Origin of the sequence: Geodermatophilus aquaeductus (assembly GCF_900182545.1) — a bacterium.
Lineage (GTDB): Bacteria > Actinomycetota > Actinomycetes > Mycobacteriales > Geodermatophilaceae > Geodermatophilus > Geodermatophilus aquaeductus.
Genome location: NZ_FXTJ01000012.1, coordinates 106,828 through 124,694, shown reverse-complemented (window position 1 = coordinate 124,694; position 17,867 = coordinate 106,828). Strand labels below are relative to the sequence as shown.

At 76.3% G+C, this 17,867-nt stretch carries 19 protein-coding genes and 1 pseudogene; 11 read left to right on the top strand and 9 right to left on the bottom strand.

All coding sequences use genetic code 11. From position 1 onward, the window contains the following. Positions 1-5: 5 nt before the first annotated feature. Positions 6-1,256 carry a pre-mycofactocin synthase MftD gene (mftD, locus tag FN207_RS22300; protein WP_142460639.1) on the bottom strand — a complete coding sequence of 417 codons (1,251 nt, stop codon included), beginning with the start codon at positions 1,254-1,256 and terminating at the stop codon, positions 6-8. 160 nt (positions 1,257-1,416) lie between these two features. Continuing rightward, positions 1,417-1,560 carry a hypothetical protein gene (locus tag FN207_RS26535; RefSeq protein ID WP_185938505.1) on the bottom strand — a complete coding sequence of 48 codons (144 nt, stop codon included), beginning with the start codon at positions 1,558-1,560 and terminating at the stop codon, positions 1,417-1,419. Positions 1,561-1,927: 367 nt separating this feature from the next. Here FN207_RS26535 and FN207_RS22295 point away from each other — a divergent pair, with 367 nt between their 5' ends. From FN207_RS22295 to FN207_RS22280, 4 genes are all read left to right on the top strand, one after another. Further along, positions 1,928-2,359: a winged helix-turn-helix transcriptional regulator gene (locus tag FN207_RS22295; RefSeq protein ID WP_246066273.1), complete on the top strand. Its 432-nt coding sequence runs from the start codon at positions 1,928-1,930 to the stop codon at positions 2,357-2,359. A gap of 112 nt (positions 2,360-2,471) precedes the next feature. Further along, a complete protein-coding gene (locus FN207_RS22290; protein ID WP_246066272.1) occupies positions 2,472-3,119 on the top strand; it encodes a dienelactone hydrolase family protein in 648 nt (215 codons plus the stop codon). Beyond that, positions 3,116-4,219, top strand: a complete 1,104-nt coding sequence (locus tag FN207_RS22285; protein ID WP_142460637.1) for a CaiB/BaiF CoA transferase family protein — start codon at positions 3,116-3,118, stop codon at positions 4,217-4,219. The genes FN207_RS22290 and FN207_RS22285 overlap by 4 nt, the downstream gene beginning before the upstream one ends. 46 nt (positions 4,220-4,265) lie before the next feature. Further along, on the top strand, positions 4,266-5,042 hold the full coding sequence (locus tag FN207_RS22280; protein WP_142460636.1) for a crotonase/enoyl-CoA hydratase family protein: 777 nt from the start codon (positions 4,266-4,268) through the stop codon (positions 5,040-5,042). Here the strand turns inward: FN207_RS22280 and FN207_RS22275 are convergent. Beyond that, entirely contained in the window at positions 5,039-6,139 is a 1,101-nt protein-coding gene (locus FN207_RS22275; RefSeq protein WP_142460635.1) for a LacI family DNA-binding transcriptional regulator, read from the bottom strand. The two genes, FN207_RS22280 and FN207_RS22275, sit on opposite strands and share 4 nt — an antisense overlap. Before the next feature lie 46 nt (positions 6,140-6,185). Then, a complete protein-coding gene (locus FN207_RS26530) occupies positions 6,186-6,548 on the bottom strand; it encodes an STAS domain-containing protein (RefSeq protein ID WP_185938504.1) in 363 nt (120 codons plus the stop codon). Between the two features lie 229 nt (positions 6,549-6,777). Here FN207_RS26530 and FN207_RS22270 point away from each other — a divergent pair, with 229 nt between their 5' ends. The 5 genes from FN207_RS22270 (at position 6,778) to FN207_RS22250 (ending at position 11,546) form a co-directional block, all read left to right on the top strand. After that, positions 6,778-8,100: an MFS transporter gene (locus tag FN207_RS22270; RefSeq protein WP_185938503.1), complete on the top strand. Its 1,323-nt coding sequence runs from the start codon at positions 6,778-6,780 to the stop codon at positions 8,098-8,100. A gap of 36 nt (positions 8,101-8,136) precedes the next feature. Further along, positions 8,137-9,279: a thiolase family protein gene (locus FN207_RS22265; RefSeq protein ID WP_142460633.1), complete on the top strand. Its 1,143-nt coding sequence runs from the start codon at positions 8,137-8,139 to the stop codon at positions 9,277-9,279. 165 nt (positions 9,280-9,444) lie between these two features. Beyond that, positions 9,445-10,254 carry an acyl-CoA thioesterase gene (locus FN207_RS22260; protein ID WP_246066270.1) on the top strand — a complete coding sequence of 270 codons (810 nt, stop codon included), beginning with the start codon at positions 9,445-9,447 and terminating at the stop codon, positions 10,252-10,254. Between the two features lie 91 nt (positions 10,255-10,345). Next, positions 10,346-10,945 carry a YceI family protein gene (locus FN207_RS22255; RefSeq protein ID WP_142460632.1) on the top strand — a complete coding sequence of 200 codons (600 nt, stop codon included), beginning with the start codon at positions 10,346-10,348 and terminating at the stop codon, positions 10,943-10,945. Between the two features lie 52 nt (positions 10,946-10,997). Beyond that, positions 10,998-11,546: a dihydrofolate reductase family protein gene (locus tag FN207_RS22250; RefSeq protein ID WP_142460631.1), complete on the top strand. Its 549-nt coding sequence runs from the start codon at positions 10,998-11,000 to the stop codon at positions 11,544-11,546. Between the two features lie 77 nt (positions 11,547-11,623). Here the strand turns inward: FN207_RS22250 and FN207_RS22245 are convergent, their stop codons facing one another. Genes FN207_RS22245 through FN207_RS22235 form a run of 3 tightly spaced genes read right to left on the bottom strand, consistent with a single transcriptional unit; the run spans position 11,624 to position 13,750 of the window. Further along, positions 11,624-12,166: a dihydrofolate reductase family protein gene (locus tag FN207_RS22245; RefSeq protein ID WP_142460630.1), complete on the bottom strand. Its 543-nt coding sequence runs from the start codon at positions 12,164-12,166 to the stop codon at positions 11,624-11,626. Continuing rightward, the gene (locus FN207_RS22240) at positions 12,163-13,086 is read right to left on the bottom strand and encodes a helix-turn-helix domain-containing protein (RefSeq protein WP_185938502.1); all 924 of its coding nucleotides are present in this window, start codon (positions 13,084-13,086) and stop codon (positions 12,163-12,165) included. The genes FN207_RS22245 and FN207_RS22240 overlap by 4 nt, the downstream gene beginning before the upstream one ends. A gap of 52 nt (positions 13,087-13,138) precedes the next feature. Continuing rightward, on the bottom strand, positions 13,139-13,750 hold the full coding sequence (locus FN207_RS22235; RefSeq protein ID WP_185938501.1) for a TetR/AcrR family transcriptional regulator: 612 nt from the start codon (positions 13,748-13,750) through the stop codon (positions 13,139-13,141). Positions 13,751-13,809: 59 nt separating this feature from the next. Between FN207_RS22235 and FN207_RS22230 the strand changes: the two genes are divergently transcribed. Together FN207_RS22230 and FN207_RS22225 are read left to right on the top strand one after the other, a co-directional pair. Next, a complete protein-coding gene (locus tag FN207_RS22230) occupies positions 13,810-14,217 on the top strand; it encodes a RidA family protein (protein ID WP_142460629.1) in 408 nt (135 codons plus the stop codon). Between the two features lie 54 nt (positions 14,218-14,271). Continuing rightward, positions 14,272-15,840: an MFS transporter gene (locus FN207_RS22225; RefSeq protein WP_221888352.1), complete on the top strand. Its 1,569-nt coding sequence runs from the start codon at positions 14,272-14,274 to the stop codon at positions 15,838-15,840. 112 nt (positions 15,841-15,952) lie between these two features. Here FN207_RS22225 and FN207_RS27565 read toward each other — a convergent pair. Both FN207_RS27565 and FN207_RS22215 read right to left on the bottom strand, forming a co-directional pair. Next, positions 15,953-16,150, bottom strand: a pseudogene (locus FN207_RS27565) (endonuclease V); the annotation flags it as partial. 179 nt (positions 16,151-16,329) lie between these two features. Further along, positions 16,330-17,781 (bottom strand): cation:dicarboxylate symporter family transporter, encoded by a 1,452-nt coding sequence (locus tag FN207_RS22215; protein WP_142460628.1) that lies wholly within the window; start codon positions 17,779-17,781, stop codon positions 16,330-16,332. Between the last annotated feature and the right edge of the window lie 86 nt (positions 17,782-17,867).

The window sequence follows — 17,867 nt, the reverse complement described above, 5'->3', positions numbered from 1 at the left end:
GGAGGTCAGGCGCTGCGGCTGCGGCGGGTGCGCGCGGAGGCCGGCTCGACGGACTCGACCGGCGCGTCGGGACCCTCGACGCCCAGGCGCCGCTCGAAGCCGGGCGGGACGACGAGGTCGTCGCGGGAGAGGTCGGCGGCCGACTCGCGGGCCAGGCCGGTCAGAGCGGAGCCGAGGCCGTCGCGGAGCAGGTCGAGCACGTTCTCCACCCCGGCCTGGCCGTTGGCGGCGAGGCCCCAGAGGTAGGCGCGGCCGATCATGACCGCCTTCGCGCCCAGGGCCAGGGACTTGGCGACGTCGGAGCCGCGGCGGATGCCGCCGTCGAGCAGCACCTCCACCTGGTCGCCGACGGCCTCGGCGATCGCCGGCAGCGCGCGGATCGAGGCGGGGGTGCCGTCGAGGTTGTTGCCGCCGTGGTTGGAGACGGAGATGGCGGTGACGCCGGCGTCGACGGCGCGGCGGGCGTCGTCGACGCGCATGACGCCCTTGAGCATGAACGGCCGGTCGGCCCCCCACAGCTCGCGCAGCCAGGCGACGTCCTCCCAGGTGGGCATCGGCGACTGCATCCAGGCGCCGTAGGCGCCGAAGAACGTCGGCGGGGTCTCCGACGGGTCGCCCACCATGTTGGGCACGGTGAGGTCGGGCAGCTTCATCGTGCGGGCGAACTGCAGCAGCCAGCGCGGCTTGAGCGCGACCTGCGGCGCGTAGCGGCGGACCGCCTCGAGGTTGATCTTCTCCGGGATGAAGGGGCTGCCCCAGTCGCGGCCGTAGGCGAACGACCAGTCCAGGGTGGCGATCAGCCCGGCGGCGCCGGCGTTGCGGGCGCGCTCGACCTTGGTCGCCATGACGTCGCGGTCGCCGACCCAGTAGAGCTGGAAGAAGGTCTTGGGGTTGGCGGCGATGACCTCCTCCATCGGCTTGCTGGCCATGGAGGACAGGCCCATCGCCACGCCGCGGGCGGCGGCGGCCCGGGCGACGGCGACCTCGCCGTCGGGGTGCACGGCCTGCACGCCGGTGGGGCTGATCAGGACCGGCATCGAGACGTCCTGGCCCATGACGGTGGTGGCCATGTGCCGCGCGTTCGACAGGCCGGCGGTGTGCGGGGCGAAGCCCAGCTCGTCGAAGGCCCGGATGTTGTCGTCGACGGTCAGGCCCTTGTCCGACCCGGCCACCAGCGCGCCGTAGACGCCCTTGGGGAGCCGGCGCTTCGCGCGCCGCTGGGCCTCGGCCACCGTCTCGAACCACGCGTTCGCCACGGGTGATCTCCGTTCGTCCGTCCCTCCGGGCCGGCCCCGGTGGCACCGAGTGCCAGGCTAGCGGCCGGGTGTGGCGCACACCACCGCCCGGGAACGGAGCAGCCCCGCGGCCGGGGGCCGCGGGGCTGTCAGGGGGTGCCGGACGAGGCCGGCGGGGTGCTCAGAAACGGGTGGCCAGCGCGGCGATCTCGTGCGCCGACTCCTGCGTCGGGGCGGCGGCCATGGCCCGCTGCAGCTCGCGCTCGTCGCGACGGCGGGCGCGGGTGGTGCGGGCGGCGGCCAGGGCGGTGCTCAGGCGGGTCATCTCGGGTCCCTCTCAGGCGGCGTCACGTCCGTGACGGTCCACGGCGGCGGCCACCTCCGGTCGTCACCGGCGGGCCCGTGGGTGCGGTGCCGATCACACTGGACGGCGTCCTCACCTGCTGGGTCTGCATGTCCAACCATCCTCCCGTGTGCACGGTTCGTCAAGCGAACCCAGCGTGACCTACGCTGCACCCGTGACGGCCGACACACCACGACCCGACACACCACGACCCGACACACCGCGACCCGACACACCGCGACCCGACACACCGCGACCCGACACACCGCGACCCGACACACCGCGACCCGACACACCGGGCCCCGAGTACGACCGTGCCCGCTGCTCCGTCGCCGGCACGCTCGCCGTGGTGGGGGAGAAGTGGAGCCTGCTGGTGCTGCGCGAGGCCTTCCTCGGCGTCCGCCGCTTCGCCGACCTGCAGCGCGCGCTCGGCGCACCGAAGGCGGTCCTCACCGACCGGCTCAACTCGCTGGTGGCCCAGGACCTGCTCGCCCGCGTGCCCTACCGCGACGAGGGCGCCCGGCAGCGGCACGAGTACCGGCTCACCGAGCGCGGCCGCGACCTCTACCCGGCGGTCGTGGCGCTGATGCAGTGGGGCGACCGGTGGCTGGCCGGCGACGGCGTCCCGCCCCTGACGCTGGAGCACCGCGGCTGCGGCGAGCCCGTGTCGCTGGGGCTGCGCTGCGCCGCCGGGCACGACGTCGGGGGCCCGCGCGAGGTGGTGGCGACGCCGTCGGGACGCGAACGGGCCGGTGAGACGGCCGACACACCCGCGGGCTAGCGTCGGCGGCGCCCGCGCTGTCGCTGCGACCCCGGAGGCCGTCCTGCCCACCACCGCGATCCCCGGCGGCGCGAGCGCGCCGGAGCTGTCCGCCCACCTCGCCGTCCCGCCCGTGGGCGAGGGCCCCTGGCCCGGCGTCGTCGTCGTCCACGAGGTCTTCGGCCTCACCGACGACGTCCGGCAGCACGCCGACCGGCTGGCCGCGGCGGGCTACCTCGCCGTCGCGCCGGACCTGTTCAGCGCCGGCGGCGCGGTGCGCTGCCTGCGCTCGACGTTCCGGGCGCTGAACCGCGGCGAGGGCCCCGCCTTCGGCGACCTGGAGGCCGCCCGCCGGTTCCTCGCCGGCCGGGACGACTGCACCGGGCGGATCGGGGTGCTCGGGTTCTGCATGGGCGGCGGGTTCGCGCTGATGGGCGCCACGAAGGGGTTCGACGCGGCCGCCCCCAACTACGGCTTCCTGCCCGACGACGCCGAGCGGGTGCTCGCCGGCGCCTGTCCGGTCGTGGCCAGCTACGGCCGGCGGGACCGGGCGCTGCGCGGCGCGGCCGACCGACTGGACCGCGTGCTCACCGGCCTCGGCGTCGAGCACGACGTCAAGGAGTACCCCGACGCCGGGCACTCCTTCCTCAACCGGCACAACGCCGGGCCGTTCACCGCGCTGGAGAAGGTGCTCGGTGTCGGCTACCACGAGCCGTCGGCCGAGGACGCCTGGGCGCGCATCCTCCGCTTCCTCGACCGCCACCTGCGGGCCGCGTCGTGAGCGGGGGACCGCTGGCCGGGCTGCGCGTGGTCGAGCTCGGCGGCATCGGCCCCGGCCCGCACGCAGCGATGGTCCTGGCCGACCTCGGCGCCGACGTCGTCCGCGTCGAGCGGCCCTCCGGCGGGCTGTCGCTGGGCGGGGCCGCCCGCGACGTGGTCATGCGCGGGCGGCGCTCGCTCGCCGTCGACGTCAAGACGCCGGAGGGGCGGGACCTGGTGCTGGGGCTGGCGGAGCGGGCCGACGTGTTCCTCGACGTCTTCCGGCCCGGCGTCGCCGAGCGGCTGGGGATCGGTCCCGACGCGTGCCTGCAGCGGGCGCCGGGGCTGGTCTACGCGCGGATGACCGGCTGGGGGCAGGACGGGCCGTGGGCCGACCGGGTCGGCCACGACGTCAACTACCTCGGGCTGACCGGCACGCTCGCCGCGCTCGGCCGGCCCGGCGAGGTGCCCCGCCCGCCGCTGAACCTGGTCGCCGACTACGGCGGCGGGTCGATGCTGGTGCTCGTCGGGATCCTCGCCGCGCTGCACGAGCGGTCCCGCTCCGGCCGCGGGCAGGTGGTCGACGCCGCGATGGTCGACGGCGTCGCGCTGATCTCCCAGATGCTCTGGTCCATGCGCGGCATGGGGCTGTGGTCGGACCGGCCGGGCACCAACGTGCTCGACGGCGGCGCGCCCTACTACGACGTCTACGCCTGCGCCGATGGCCGCTTCGTCGCCGTCGGGGCGCTGGAGCCGCAGTTCTACGCGGCGCTGCTCGAGGGCCTCGGCCTGGCAGCCGACGACCTCCCGGCGCAGGCCGACCCGCGCGGCTGGCCGCGGCTGCGGGAGCTGTTCACCGCGGCGTTCGCCGCGCACCCGCGGGAGCACTGGGAGCGGGTCTTCGACGGCACCGACGCCTGCGTCACGCCCGTGCTGACCGCCGACGAGGCCGCCGAGCACCCGCACCTCGCCGCCCGCGGCACGCTCGTGGACGTCGGCGGCGTCCGGCAGGCCGCCCCGGCGCCGCGGTTCTCGCGCACGCCGGCGGGCCCGCCCGCCCCGGCACCGGACGGCCCGGCCGACGCCGCCGCCGTCCTGGAGGAGTGGTCGCGCCCCCGATGACGGGGACGCACGAGCCGCGGTCCGCCGCGGAGGAGGAGGCCCACCCGTGACCGAGCCCGCAACGGAGTCCGTGCTGGTCGAGCGCCGCGGCGCCGTCCAGGTGATCACGATCAACCGGCCCGCGGCCAAGAACGCCCTCGACGGCGCGGTGGCGCAGCGCGTCGCCGCGGCCGTCGACGAACTCGACGCGTCCGACGACCTGCGCGCCGGCGTGCTCACCGGCGCCGGCGGCACCTTCTCCGCTGGCATGGACCTCAAGGCGTTCCTGCGCGGCGAGCGGCCCTCGATCGAGGGCCGCGGGCTGTGCGGGATCACCCAGACCCCGCCGCGCAAGCCGCTGCTGGCCGCCGTCGAGGGGTGGGCGCTGGCCGGCGGGTTCGAGCTCGTCCTCGCCTGCGACCTCGTCGTCGCCGGCCGCTCGGCGCGCTTCGGCGTGCCCGAGGTGTCCCGCTCGCTGATCGCCGCGGGCGGTGCCGCGCTGTTCCTGCCGCGCCGCATCCCGCAGGCGATCGCCATGGAGATGCTGCTGACCGGTCAGCCGGTGGACGCCGAGCGCGCGGCCGCCGTCGGGCTGGTCAACCGGGTCGTCGACGAGGGCGGGGCACTCGAGGCGGCCGTGGCCCTGGCGGAGGTGATCGCGGCGAACGGCCCGCTGGCGGTGGCGGTGACCAAGCAGATCGCCCGCACCACCGCCGACTGGACGGCCGAGGAGGCGTGGGCGAACCAGCGGCCGCTGATCGAGCCGGTGTTCGCCTCCGAGGACGCCCGCGAGGGGGCGACCGCGTTCGCCGAGCGCCGCAAGCCCGTCTGGAAGGGGCGCTAGGACGCCGGTCCCGTCGAGGTCCGGGTCACCAGCTCCGCGGGCAGCGGGGTCCGGGGCGGGGCGGGGCGGCCGGCCAGCAGGTCCAGCAGCGCCTGGCCGGCGGCCCGCCCCTTCTCCCGCGTCGGCTGCCGGACGGTGGTGAGGCCCAGCCCGGCGGCGGTCGCGGCGTCGTCGAAGCCGGCCACCGACAGGTCGCCGGGCACCCGCAGCCCGCGGCGCTCCGCCGCGCGCAGCGCGCCCTCGGCCAGCCGGTCGCTCAGGCACAGCAGTGCCGTCGGCCGCGGGTCGGTGGCGAGGACGGCGTCGGCACCGGCCTCCCCGACGGCGGGCGTGCTGTCGCCGCCGTGGAAGACCGGCACCGACGCCCAGTCGATCCCGGCGCGCTCCGCCGCGTCGCGGTAGCCGGCCAGCCGGTCGCGGGTGACGGCGTAGGTGGCCGCCGCCTGGGCCCGCTCGTCGACCAGCCCGGGGACGATCGGGTCGCCGTGCATCCCGAAGGAGACGACGGCCAGCCGCCGGTGCCCCAGGTCCAGCAGGTGCGCCGCCACCGCCGCCGCGGCGGCGCGGTCGTCGATGCCCACCCACGGCGCCGCGGCGGCCCCGAGGGCGGCGAGCCGGTCCGGCCGCGGCTGGTCGACGACGGCGAGCGGCAGCCCCCGGGCGATCGCCGCCGCGAGCAGGGGGTCGTCGTCGCCCACCGAGGAGACCACCAGCCCGTCCACGACGGCGTCGCTCACCGCGGCCAGACGCCGGGCGGGGTCGGCCGAGCCGGGCACGAGCAGCAGCCCCGAGCCGGCCGGCTCGGCCGCCGCGGCCACCCCGGCGAGCAGCGCGACGGCGACCGGGTCGTCGAAGGCGTAGGACAGGCCGTTGTCGTAGGCGACGCCGATCGCGCCGACCCGGCCGCGCCGCAGCCCGGCGGCCAGCGGGTTGGGCCCGGGGTAGCCGAGCCGGCGGGCGGTGGCGAGGACGCGCTCGCGCAGGGCGGCCGAGAGCTGGTCGGGCCGGGAGAAGGCGTTGGACACCGTCTTGGCCGAGACGCCGACCGCCGCGGCCACCTCCTGCAGGGTTCCCGGGCGGGGGCGGTCGGCGGGCACGCGGCCATTCTGCGGCGGCTCCCCTCCGGGAGCCGCCGTCCGGCGGTCAGTTCGGCGGCTCGGAGCGGCCGGACGTGCCGGGTGGGCGGTCGAAGTCGTCCTGCAGTCCGCTGAGCTGCAGCATGCGCTCCACGATCGGCGACGAGGCGCGCAGCACCGGGCGCCGGCCGACGGCGAACGCCGCCTCGACGCACCGGGCCAGGATGCTGAGGGCGGTCGAGCTCAGGAAGGACACCCCGGCGGCGTCGATCGCGTCGACGAGCAGCGGAGTCCGGCCCTGGCGCTGCTTGAAGCGCGTCGCGACCTCGGTGTCGACCTCGCCACGCAGACACAGCACCGGGCCGTCGCCCTCGTCCCGGACCGTCATCGATCCGGGGAGCGGCCGGACGTCCTCGGGGTGGGCAGTCACCTCGGCCTCCTCGCCCGCCGACGCGTCGAGAGGAAGGGGGCGCGGGACCGCTGGTTCAGCCCGGCCCGTGCGGACGACGGTACGCGTCCGGAGGTCCCGTCCGGGGCTGTCGTGGGCCTCGCCCCGTGGGGAACGTCGATCTCCAGAGGATCGGGCGGGCTTCATCGATGAAGAAGAGGGTAGTGCTGCCGGTGTGAGCGGTCCGGCAGCGGTCCCGACCCTGTGCGTGGTGCAGTTCGTCGACGTCCTGGGCACCACGCTGGTCATCGCGGCGCTGCCCACGATGCTGGCCGACCTGGGTGCGCCGGCGTCGACGGCGACCCCGGTGGTGACCGTCTACGCCGTCCTCTTCGCCGCGCTGCTGGTGCTCGCCGCGCGCCTCGGCGACCGGTACGGGCACGCGCGGGTGTTGTCGCTCGGGCTGGCCGGCTTCGGCGCGGCGTCGCTGGTGGCCGCGCTCGCGCCGTCGGTCGGGGTGCTCGTGGCCGCCCGCGGCGCTCTCGGCGCGGCGGCCGCGCTGTCGGTGCCCACCGCACTGCGGCTGCTCACCGCGGCCACGGAGGAGGGGCCGGCCCGGCGCCGGGCGCTGGCCGCGTGGAGCGCCACCGGGGCGGCGGCCGGCGCGAGCGGGCTGGTGCTCGGCGGCGTGCTCACCGACCTGGCCGGGTGGCGGCTGCTGTTCTGGGTGAACCTGCCGCTGGCGGCGGTGCTCGCGGTCGCCGTCCGCCGGACCGCGCCGCCCACGCCGCGGGAGCGCGGCGGCTCCCTCGACCTCGCCGGTGCGGCGGTGCTCGTGGCCGCCGTGGCGGCGGTCGTGGCGGGTGCGTCGCTGCTCGAGGACGGCGGGCACCGCACGGCCGGTGCCGGGCTGCTCCTGGCCGGGCTCGCCGCCGCCGCGGTGCTGCCCGCCGTCGAGCGCCGGGCCCGCGACCCGCTGCTGCCGCGCGCCGCCGTTGCGCACCCGGGTCTTCGCCGCGGCGTGCTCGCCTCGGCGGCCAACACCGCGACGACGAGCTCGGCGGTCACCGTGGCCACGCTGCACCTGCAGGGGAGCGAGGGGCTCGGCGCGACCGCCACCGGCCTGGCGCTGCTGCCCTTCAGCCTGTGCGTCGTCGCCGGCGCGGCCCTGGCGGCGCGGGTGATGCGGTCGGCGTCGGCGCGGGTCACCGCCGCCGCGGGCCTGGGCGTCATCGCCGCCGGCACCGCGGTGCTGCTCGGCGCGGGGTTCGGACCGGCCGTGGTCTCGGCCGGGGTCGCCGTCTCGGGACTGGGCATCGGGCTGTCGTCGGTGGCGGCCACCGCGCTGGGCACCGACGTCGCCCCTGAGCTGCAGGGCACCGCCGCGGGGGTGCTCAACACCGCCGCCCAGCTGGGCACCGCGCTGGGTGTGGCGGCCGTGCTGCTCGTCGTCCGGCTGAGCGAGGGGACGGCGCTGCCGCTGGCCGGGGCGGGGCTCGGGTGGCTCGCCGCCGCGCTGCTGGCGGCCTCGGCCGCGGTCCTGCTGCTGCGCCGTCGCGCCCGGGTCGCCGTCGCTGCGGAGAGCGCGGGTTAGTGTGCCGGGCACCACACCTGGTCGAGGGGAGAAGTCATGCGTGACGCGGTGATCGTCGAGGCGGTGCGCACGCCCGTGGGCAAGCGCAACGGCGGGCTGTCGGGGGTGCACCCGGTCGACCTGTCCGCGCACGTCCTCACGTCGCTGGCCGAGCGGGCGGGCATCGACCCGGCGCAGATCGAGGACGTCATCTGGGGCTGCGTCTCCCAGGTCGGCGAGCAGACGTTCGACATCGCGCGCACCGCCGCGCTGGCCGCGGGCTGGCCGGAGACGGTGACCGGCGTGACCGTCGACCGGCAGTGCGGCTCCTCGCAGCAGTCGGTGCACTTCGCCGCGGCCGGGCTGGTCTCGGGCCAGTACGACGTCGTCGTGGCCGGCGGCGTGGAGTCGATGTCGCGGGTGCCGATGGGGACCGCGCGCCAGGACGCCGACCCCTTCGGCAGCCGGTTCGCCGAGCGCTACGCCGGCGCCAAGATCAACCAGGGGCTGGGCGCGGAGACGATCGCCGAGCGGTGGGGGCTGTCCCGCCAGCAGTGCGACGAGTTCTCGGTGGCCTCGCACGAGAAGGCCGCCGCGGCCCGCGCCGAGGGCCGCTTCGACGCCCAGATCGCGCCGGTCACCACGCCCGACGGCACGGTGGTCAGCCAGGACGAGGGCATCCGCGAGTCCACGGTGGAGAAGCTCGGCACGCTCAAGACCGCCTTCCGCGAGGACGGCGTCATCACCGCCGGCAACTCCTCGCAGATCTCCGACGGCTCCGCCGCGCTGCTCATGACGACGTCGGAGAAGGCCGCCGAGCTGGGCCTCACGCCCATCGCCCGGGTGCACACCGCCGTCCTCGCCGGCAGCGACCCGGTGGTCATGCTCACCGCGCCGATCCCGGCGACGCAGAAGGCGCTGGCGAAGTCGGGCCTGTCGATCGACCAGATCGGTGCCTTCGAGGTCAACGAGGCCTTCGCCCCCGTGCCGCTGGCCTGGCTGGCCGACATCGGCGCCGACGCCAAGGCGCTCAACCCCAACGGCGGCGCCATCGCCCTCGGCCACCCGCTCGGCGGGTCCGGCGCGCGGATCATGACGACGCTCGTGCACCACATGCGCGACAACGGCATCCGCTACGGCCTGCAGACGATGTGCGAGGGCGGCGGCCAGGCCAACGCCACCATCCTCGAGCTGCTCTGACACCGGCTCCTGCGGTGTTCCTCGTCCTCCTGCGGTGCTGCAGGACCGCAGGAGCGCGAGGAACACCGCAGGAGTGACCGTCGCGGCGCGTGTCACCGGCGCCCGAGGGGCCGACGGCGCACCTGCGGGAACCGGCGACCGCGGGGGTCCCTACCCTGGCCGGTCGTGAGCACCACCGCGGGGGACCCCACGCTGCTCGACGTCCTGACGCTCGAGGAGGTCGACCGCGACCTCTACCGCAGCACGCTGGTGTTCACCGACCCGTTCCCGCTCTACGGCGGGCAGGTCGCCGCCCAGGCGCTGCTCGCGGCCGGCCGCACGGTGGCGCCCGACCGGCTGCCGCACTCGCTGCACGGCTACTTCCTCCGCAGCGGCGACGCCGCCCGGCCCACGGTCTTCCGGGTCGACCGCGACCGCGACGGCGGCTCGTTCTCCGCCCGCCGGGTGGTGGCGGTGCAGGGCGGCGAGGTCGTGCTGTCGATGTCGGCGTCGTTCCAGGCGCCCACCGCCGGACCCGACGTCCAGGTGGCCCCGGCCCCGGCCGCGGAGGACCCCTCCGAGTGCGCGCCGTTCACCTTGCCGCGGTTGTTCACGATGGAGGGGCGGACGCCGTCCCAGCCGTGGCCGGCGGCGAGCATGCCCACCCGGTTCTGGTCCCGGTCGACCGTCGCGCTGCCCGACGACCCGCTGGTGCACGCCTGCGCGCTGACCTACCTGTCCGACATCGGCACCGGCCTGTCGGCGCTGCCGGAGGGCGAGGCCGCGCCCGGCCCGACGCTGGACCACGCGGTGTGGTTCCACCGGCCGGCCCGGCTCGACGCCTGGGTGCTCATGGACCTCGTCCCGCACACGGTCTCCGGCGGGCGCGGCTGGTACACCGGCTCGGTCACCACGCGCGACGGCGTGCTGGCCGCGAGCCTGACCCAGGAGACGCTGTTCCGGCCCGGCCGCAACCCCTTCCGGCCGGGGCGCTGAGCCGGCCGCGACGGCTCCACGGGAGCCCGGCGGTGGCACCGTCGGCCTGATCGGCCAGGATGGGGGGCCTGCGAGGGGGAAGGACGGACACGTGGCGAAGCACCGGGCACCCGAGGGCAGCCCCACCGACTTCGACGCGGCGACGGTCGCACTGGCCGACGTCTCGGGCGACTACACCATCGACGTGGCGCACACCCGGATCGGCATCCGGGCGCGGCACGCGATGGTGACGACGGTCCGCGGCGCGTTCACCGACTTCGCCGGCGAGGCCCACCTGGACACGCAGAAGCCCGAGGCGAGCAGCGTGTCGATCCGGATCCGCACGGCGAGCATCGACACCGGGCAGGCCGACCGGGACGCGCACCTGCGCTCTCCGGACTTCCTCGACGTCGAGCGTTTCCCGGAGATGGTGTTCGCCTCCACCGAGGTCGAGCCGGTCGACGAGGAGACCTACGAGGTCACCGGCGACCTCACCATCCGCGACGTCACCCGGCCCGTGACGGTCGAGTTCACCCTGACCGGCTCGGCGAAGGACCCCTTCGGCAACACCCGGGTGGGCTTCGAGGGTGCGTTGGCCATCAAGCGCAGCGACTGGGGGCTGACCTGGAACACGGCCCTGGAGACGGGCGGGTGGCTGGTCAGCGATCGCATCCAGGTGGAGTTCGACGTCTCGGTGATCCGCAGCGCCTGAGATCCCGGCGCCGAGACCGCTCAGTCCGGCGGGCGCGGCCGGTCCTCCCTGCATGGCGCGCGTGCTGCTGGACATGGCGGTCTCCCTCGACGGCCTGGTGAGCGGTCCCGAGGGGGCCGACGTCGGGCTCTACGACTGGTTCTTCGACCCTCCCGAGGCCAGCCGGCCCGTCGTCGAGGGGATGGTGGCCGAGACCGGCGCGATCGTCGTCGGCCGCAACGCCTACGGGGAGGCCGACGACGCCCAGGGCTGGGACGAGACGCCCTACGACGTGCCGCACGTGGTGGTCACCCACCGGCCCCCGGACCCGCTGCCGGCCGGGCCGGTGCGCTTCGAGTTCGTGGCCGGCGTCGCGGAGGCCGTGGCGCGGGCGGCGGAGCTCGCGGGGGAGCGGTGGGTGGCGGTCGGCGGCGGCGTCGACGTCGCCCGCCAGTGCCTGGCCGCGGGCCTGGTCGACGAGGTGCAGCTGCACGTCGTCCCCGTGGTCGCCGGTGACGGCCTGCCGCTGTTCGCCCGCCCCGGCCCGGGGCTGCGGCTCACCCCGGTGCGGATCGTCGCCGCGCCGAGCGTCACCCACTGCCGCTACCGCGTCGAGCGCTGAGGTCGGCACGTCGACGGATCGGCACGTCGAGGTGTCGCCCCGTCGAGGTGTCGACATGCCGACCGGGCGGTGCCCGGTCAGCCGGGCCGGACGACGTCGTAGCGCACGACGGCGAACTCGCCGTTCTGCGACACCTCGCGGGTCACCAGCTCCACGTGCGTCGGCAGCAGGGGCATCCCGGCGCCCAGCGTCACCGGCGCGATCGAGACCACCACCTCGTCGAGCAGCCCGGCGTCGGCGAACTGCGCGGCCACCGGGCCGCCGCCGACCACCCAGACGTCGAGGTCGCCCGCCGCGGCGGTCATCTGCGCGTGCAGCGCCCGCAGGTCGTCGGCGGTGTCGGCGGCGGTGAACCGGATGTCACGGCCCTCGTACGGCGTCAGCCGCCGGTGCGTGAGCACCCAGGCCGGCTGGTCGTAGGCCCAGTCCTCGCCCTGCCGCTGCACCCACTCGTAGGTCGAGGCGCCCATGACCAGCGAGCCGACGGTCTTCTCGAACGCCTTGTAGCCGGTCGCCCCCTCGTGGTCGGCCTCGCGCGTGAGCAGCCAGTCCAGTGAGTGCTCGGCGCTGGCGATGAAGCCGTCGAGGGTGGTGGCGGTGTAGTAGACGGTGCGGGTCATCGGTCCCTCCTGCGGAGCCAGTCGATGGGGTCGCCGGTGTCGACCTCGACACCGGCCTCGCGCAGCCAGTGCCGGGCCAGCAGCCGGCGGTGCGCGGAGAACGTGAGGACGTGCGCGACGACGCTGCCGAGGACGAAGCTCTCCGGCGGCTCGCACAGCGCGTCGACCAGCCGGTCGCCCCAGGCGCTGCGGCGGGCGATCTCGCGGACGGCGGCCAGCCAGCGCGGCGCGACGGCGTCGTGCCGGTCCACCAGCGACGCCGCGTCGTCGGCGCCGCGGGTCGGTTCCTCGCCGCCCTCGAGCGAGGCCACCCAGACCTCCGTCGTCCAGACGAGGGTGTCCAGGAGGGCGGCCAGGGTCTCCTCGGCGCCGTCCCAGGGCAGCACCGACAGCCCCGGTGCCCGCACCCGCCGGTACTCCTCCTCGGGCAGGCCCTTGGCCAGCTCCAGCAGGGCCCGGGTGTCCTCGACGCCGTGGTGCACCAGCAGGGCGGTGACCTCGTCGCCGCCGCGGCGGGCCGGCTCGTCGGACACCCACAGCGACGACGGAGGGTGGAAGTGGATCCCGTTGGGCGCGGGCAGCCAGTGGGCGTCGCGCGCGCCGGTGCCCGCCGCCACCGAGCCGGGGCTGCGGCCGTAGGCGCGGGCGAAGGCGCGGCTGAAGCCCTCGACCGACTCGTAGCCCGCGGCGAAGGCGGTGTCGGTGACGCTGGCGCCCTGCCGCAGCTGCCAGGCGGCGCGCTCGAGGACGACCCGGCGGCGCAGCGCCACCGGGGACTCCCCGGCGCCGCCGGACACCTGCCGGCTGAAGTGGAACGGCGAGGCGTAGGCGTCCCCGGCCATGTCGGAGAGCGTCCGGTTGTCCTCGTCGAGGACGGCGTCGAGCAGTTCGCGGAGGCGGTCGCGGCCGGGTGGCGTCACACGACGATCATGGCGACCCGGCGGCCTCCCGCGCCCGACCGTTCTTGCGCCGTCAGCCGGCCGCCCACGCCCGCTCCACCGAGGCGCGGCAGCGCCCGGCGTCGTCGCCAGCGGCGGTCAGCAGGGCGGCGGTCGTGCCGGTGGCCAGCGGCGCGAGGACCTCGGCGGGCAGCACGCCCTGCACGACCAGCGACACCAGCCCGTGCCCGGCGGCCCACACCTGGGTGGCCAGCGTGCGCGGGTCGGTGCCGGGGTCCAGCCGGCCCTCCTCGCGCGCCCGGGCCGCGGCGTCGACCAGCCGGTCGAAGGCGGCGTCGGCGGCGGCCTCGTCGGCGAGGTCGGCGCGCGCGTCGAACATGGCGCGGTAGAGCTCCGGGTGCTCCAGGGCGCTGCGGGCGTAGGCCACACCCAGGGCGGCGAGGTCGTGCACCGCGTCGTCGGTGCGGGGGACGGCGGCCAGCCGGGCGGCCAGGCGGGTGAAGCCCTCCTGCCGCACGGCGCTCCACAGCCCGGGCATCCCGCCGAAGTGCGTGTAGACGGCCATGGTCGAGGCGCCGGTGCCCTCCACCAGCGCGCGCAGGGTCACCGGCTCGCGGGCGGCGAGCATCCGGGCGGCCCGCTCGACGAGGAGCAGACGGACCGCGGGATCGGGTCGTCGGGGCACTGGACCATCATGCCATAGCAACGCTATGGTTCAGCTCCCACCACCCCAGAGGAGTCGTCGTGACCGTCGAGTGCATCGACCCGCCCGGCCTGCCCGTCCCCGGCATCTACCGCCAGATGGCCGTCGCCCGCGGCAGCCGCACCGTCTACCTCGCCGGCCAGGTGGCCCGCACCGCCGAGGGCGAGCCCGTCGGCGCCGGCGACCTCGCGGCACAGGCCGAGCAGGCGTTGCTCAACGTGGCGACCGCGCTGGAGGCGGTCGGCGGCACGTTCGACGACGTCGCCAAGCTCGTGCTCTACGTCGTCGACTGGGGCCCGGACAAGCTGCCGGCGCTCGGTGAGGGCGTGGGGCGGGCCGCCGCGCGCCTGGGCCGCGACCTCACCCGGCCGATCACGCTCCTCCCGGTGGCCGCGCTCGGTGAGCCCGACCTGCTCATCGAGGTCGACGCCACCGCCGTCCTGGACTGAGCGCACCGGCACCGGCGGGTGTCGGTCGCGCACCACCGGGTAGGGCACTCCGTCGTGCCTCCCCGCTCCGCGACCGACCCCGCCCCGAGCTCGCTGCGGGAGCAGTCCGCCGCCGAGGAGTACCGCCCGGACCCCAAGCGGTGGAGCGCGCTGTCGGTCACCCTCGTCGTCGGCTTCATGAGCCTGCTCGACGTGAGCATCGTGTCGGTGGCGCTGCCCTCCCTGCAGCGCGACCTCGCCGCCACCCCGGCGACCGTGCAGTGGGTGGTGTCGGGCTACGCGCTGACCTTCGGGCTGATGCTGGTGCCCGCAGGCCGGCTCGGGGACGCCTTCGGCCGGCGGCGGCTGTTCCTCATCGGGCTGGCCGGCTTCGTGCTCGCCAGCGCCGCGGCCGGGGCGGCGCCGTCGGTGGCGTGGCTGGTCGCCGCCCGGCTCGTGCAGGGGCTGGCCGCCGGGTGCCTCGCGCCGCAGAACTCCGCACTGATCCAGCAGCTGTTCCGCGGCGGCGAGCGCGGGCGGGCGTTCGGGCTGTTCGGGGCCACGGTCGGCATCTCGACCGCCGTCGGCCCGGTCGTCGGCGGCGCCATCCTCGGTCTCGCGGACGGTCCCGGCGGCTGGCGGTGGCTGTTCTACGTCAACGTGCCGATCGGCGTCGTGGCGTTCCTGCTGGCCCTGCGGCTGCTGCCCCGCGGCGGGGGCGGCGGGCGCGGGCGGATCGACGTCGTCGGGGTGCTGCTGCTCGGCGCCGGCGCCTTGGCCGTGCTCTTCCCGCTGGTGCAGGCGGAGTCCGGCGGGCTGTCGCGGCTGTGGTGGCTCTTCCTCGTCGGGGCGGTCCTGGTGGCGGCGTTCGTCGCCTGGGAGCGGCGGGTCGTGGCCCACGACGGGCAGCCGGTGTTCGACCCGCGGCTGGTGACCCAGACCCGCGGCTACGGCATCGGCGCGGCGCTGGGCACCGTGTACTTCGTCGGCTTCAGCGGCATCTGGCTGGTGTTCGCGCTGTTCTTCCAGACCGGGCTGGGCTACACCCCGCTGCAGTCGGGGCTGGCCGTGACGCCGTTCGCCCTCGGGTCGGCGTCGGCGGCCGTCGTCGCGGGGCGGCTCGTCGAGCGGTACGGGCGGAGGCTCACCGTGCTCGGGCTGGCCGGCGTCGTCGTCGGGCTCACCGCCGCGGCCGTCGTCCTGCTGCTGGTGCCGCCGTCGGCCGCCGGGTGGGCGATCGCGCCGGCGCTGCTCGTGGGCGGCATCGGCGGCGGGTTCGTCATCTCGCCGAACATCACGATGACCCTGCGCGACGTGCCGGTGGCGATGGCCGGCTCGGCCGGCGGCGGGCTGCAGACGGCGCAGCGCTTCGGCGCGGCCATCGGCACCGCGGCGCTGCCCGGCCTGTTCCACCTCGTCCTCTCGGCGACCGGCGAGGACTACCCGGCCGCGGCGGCCGCGGGCCTGGCGGTGTCGGTGGTGGGCGCGCTGGCCGCCCTGGCGCTCGGCGTGGTCGACCTGCGCCGCAACCGCGCCGAGGACGCCGCGGACGCCGGGGACGTGGCCGACGACGGCAGCCCCGTGCCCGACGAGCGGCACGGCCCCGATGGCGTGCACACCCACGGCCACGCCTGGCACGGCTGACCGCGAGCCGGCGCGCCGCGCTGGGTGCACACGGCGCGCTCCCGGACGGCCGCCGTCGACGCTGCGTGCACACCCCGCGGGCGGGCGCAGCGAGGGCGCTCAGGCGGTCGGTCACGCCGACCGTGGGCAGGTCCAGGACTGCACCGAGGTGCAGGGCGAGCCCGGCGCGGCGCGGGTGGTCCCGGCCCGCCGCCCCGACCAGCACGACGTCGGGTCGCCCCGCCAGCGCCGACACCGCGGCGGCCAGCAGCGGCCCCTCGCGCAGGGCCAGCTGCGCGGGGGAGTAGGGGCCGGGGGCGGGGCCGTGCACGACCGCGACCGCGCCGCCCGCCACGGCCGCCACCACCAGCCCGCCCCCGTCCTCGACCGCGCCCACCGCGCCGACGAGCGCACCCGCGGGCGGCACCCACGGCGGCGGCCGGAGCGCGGCCAGCCGGTCCTGCTCGGCGGCGAGCCCGGCGGCGTCGTCGGGCCAGCGGGGACCCGCGGCTACCGCTTCGAGCTCTCGGCCAGCGAGCGCAGCGAGTCGTTCGCGTCCCGGTCGCCGGGGCCGGCGCTCGTGGCGTCGTCCGGCAGGCCGGCGCCGCCGCCGTGGTCGTCGAGCATGCGCGCCTCGTCGAACGGGGCCCGCCCCGACAGCGCCGCCTCGAGCTGGTCGCGGTCCAGCTGCCGGGTCCACGTGGCCACCAGGACGGTGGCGACGGCGTTGCCGGCGAAGTTGGTCAGCGCCCGCGCCTCGGACATGAAGCGGTCGATGCCCACGATGAGGCCGACGCCGTCGAGCAGCTCGGGCCGGTGGGCAGACAGGCCGCCGGCCAGGGTGGCCAGGCCCGCGCCGGTGACCCCGGCGGCGCCCTTCGAGGCGATGATCATGAACGCGAGCAGGCCGATCTGCTCGCCGATCGACAGCGGGTCGCCGAGGGCCTCGGCGATGAACAGCGAGGCCATCGTCAGGTAGATGGCGGTGCCGTCGAGGTTGAAGGAGTAGCCGGTCGGCACCACGATCCCGGCGACGGACTGGCTGACGCCCGCGTGCTCCATCTTGGCGATCAGCCGCGGCAGCGCCGTCTCCGACGACGACGTCGACAGGATGAGCAGGAACTCCCGGCCGAGGTACCGGAGCAGCCGGAAGACGTTGAGCTTGGCCACCAGCCGCAGGATCAGCCCCAGGACGACGAACACGAACACCGCGCAGGTGGCGTAGAAGCCGAACATGATCACCGCGAGGCTCTTCAGCGCGTCGACGCCGGTCTCGCCGACCACCGCGGCGATGGCGCCGAACGCGCCGATCGGCGCCACCCACATGACCATCGCCAGGATCCGGAAGACAAGCTTCTGGAAGTACCCGACGGCGCGCAGGATCGGCTCCCCGGACGCCCCCATCGCCTGGATGGCGAACCCGGCCAGCAGCGCCACGAGCAGCGCCTGCAGCACCGAGCCGTCGGTGAGCGCGGAGACCAGCGTCTCCGGGATCAGGCCCAGCAGGAAGTCGGCCGTGCCGCCGCTCTCCTCGGCGGTCTCGGCCAGCTCCGACCCGCGGCCGCGCAGCTCCTCGGACAGCTCCAGGCCGTCACCGGGGTGCAGCAGGTTGCCCACCACCAGGCCGATGGCCAGCGCCACGGTGGACATGAGCAGGAAGTAGCCCAGCGTCAGGCCGCCGATCCGGCCGACCGCCGCGGCCTTCCGGACCGCGCCGATGCCCAGCACGATCGTGCAGAAGATGACCGGGGCGATGAGCATCCGGATCAGCCCGACGAACGCGTCGCCCAGCCACTTCAGCGAGGTCGCGAAGTCGGGGAACACCAGGCCGACGGCGATGCCGAGCGCCACCGCGACGATCACCGCGATGTAGAGCCAGTGGGTGCGGTCGCGGCGCTGACGCGGCGTCGGCCGGTCGCCGTCGGCCGGGGCGGTGCCCCCGCCGGTGGACTGCGCGGGCATGGCTGCTCCAGGGCGAGGAGGGGACGGCGGTCGCACCACCGTGAGCTGCACCGGGGCGACTCGCAACACGGGACGCCGGCCGCTCC

Bases quoted from the DNA above. Each gene is read 5' to 3' on its own strand.
- FN207_RS26535 (WP_185938505.1), bottom strand. From the start codon at position 1,560: ATGACCCGCCTGAGCACCGCCCTGGCCGCCGCCCGCACCACCCGCGCC.
- FN207_RS22265 (WP_142460633.1), top strand. From the start codon at position 8,137: ATGCGTGACGCGGTGATCGTCGAGGCGGTGCGCACGCCCGTGGGCAAG.
- FN207_RS22250 (WP_142460631.1), top strand. From the start codon at position 10,998: ATGGCGCGCGTGCTGCTGGACATGGCGGTCTCCCTCGACGGCCTGGTG.
- FN207_RS22245 (WP_142460630.1), bottom strand. From the start codon at position 12,166: ATGACCCGCACCGTCTACTACACCGCCACCACCCTCGACGGCTTCATC.
- FN207_RS22215 (WP_142460628.1), bottom strand. From the start codon at position 17,781: ATGCCCGCGCAGTCCACCGGCGGGGGCACCGCCCCGGCCGACGGCGAC.